The sequence below is a fragment of the Billgrantia lactosivorans genome (assembly GCF_003254665.1).
Lineage (GTDB): Bacteria > Pseudomonadota > Gammaproteobacteria > Pseudomonadales > Halomonadaceae > Halomonas > Halomonas lactosivorans.
In genome coordinates, this window is the sequence record NZ_QHGY01000039.1 from 1 (window position 1) to 483 (window position 483).

At 71.6% G+C, this 483-nt stretch carries 1 protein-coding gene; it reads right to left on the reverse strand.

Translation table 11 applies throughout. The features are described 5' to 3' along the window. Window positions 1–483, reverse strand: a 483-nt coding sequence (locus DIS04_RS20290) for an aldehyde dehydrogenase family protein (protein ID WP_162623143.1), incomplete at both ends; no start/stop codon positions are given.

Genomic DNA, 483 nt, shown 5'->3' on the forward strand with positions numbered 1-483 from the left:
CGTCATGGATGCCCGGGGTGAGCATGGTCTGGGCGGCGCTGGCCTTGACCGCGTCACCCGCGGCCTCGACGAAGGCGGAAAGCTCAGGGCCCTTCACCGCGATGACCAGGCCCGGGTTGGTGCAGAACTGCCCGGCGCCCATGTTGAGCGAGGCGACGAAGCCCTCGGCGATCTGCGCCCCGCGTGCCCTGAGGGCCTCGGGCAGCAGGAACACCGGGTTGATCGAGCTCATCTCGGCGTAGACCGGGATCGGCTGCGGGCGGCTCTGCGCCGTCTTCATCAGCGCCGTGCCGCCGCCGCGCGAGCCGGTGAAGCCCACCGCCTGGATACGCGGGTCCTGGACCAGCGCCTGGCCGATCTCGTTGCCCGAGCCGAACAGCAGCGAGAACACCCCCTCGGGCAGGCCGCGCTTCTCGACGGCCTGCTGTACCGCACGCCCCACCAGCTCGGAGGTGCCGGGGTGGGCCGAGTGGCCCTTGACGA